Source organism: Marinobacter sp. UBA2498, assembly GCF_002341575.1.
GTDB lineage: Bacteria > Pseudomonadota > Gammaproteobacteria > Pseudomonadales > Oleiphilaceae > Marinobacter > Marinobacter manganoxydans.
In genome coordinates this window covers 1-381 of record NZ_DDOI01000136.1, presented here as the reverse complement: position 1 = coordinate 381, position 381 = coordinate 1, and the positions used below count along the sequence as shown (strand labels likewise).

General features: G+C 52.8%; 1 protein-coding gene. It reads right to left on the bottom strand.

Going from position 1 to position 381, the window contains the following annotated elements; translation table 11 throughout:
• Positions 1–148: 148 nt before the first annotated feature.
• Entirely contained in the window at positions 149–346 is a 198-nt protein-coding gene (csrA, locus tag B2W52_RS18570; protein WP_008172808.1) for a carbon storage regulator CsrA, read from the bottom strand.
• Positions 347–381 lie beyond the last annotated feature (35 nt).

Below are 381 nucleotides of genomic sequence, written 5' to 3'. Positions count from 1 at the left end.
TCAGCCACTCACCCACCTCTCCTTGAGAACGGGGCGTATACTACCATAATTTTTCTGTTTTCATAGGGTTGACACGAGATTTTTCGGGCCCGTTTCCCCACACCATCAAAAAAGCCGTTCAGGTTTCCCTTGAACGGCTTTCTGTCTCTCAGCTGTTGCCGGGCTCGGGCTCTTCAGAGCCTTTTTCCGACTGAATCCGCTGGTAGATTTCTTCACGGTGTACCGCGACTTCTTTCGGGGCATTGACGCCAATGCGCACCTGATTGCCTTTCACTCCCAGGACGGTGACGGTGATATCGTCGCCGACCATCAGAGTTTCGCCCACGCGGCGAGTCAAAATCAACATATCCCTTACTCCCTATCCAGAGCTACCTGTTCCGA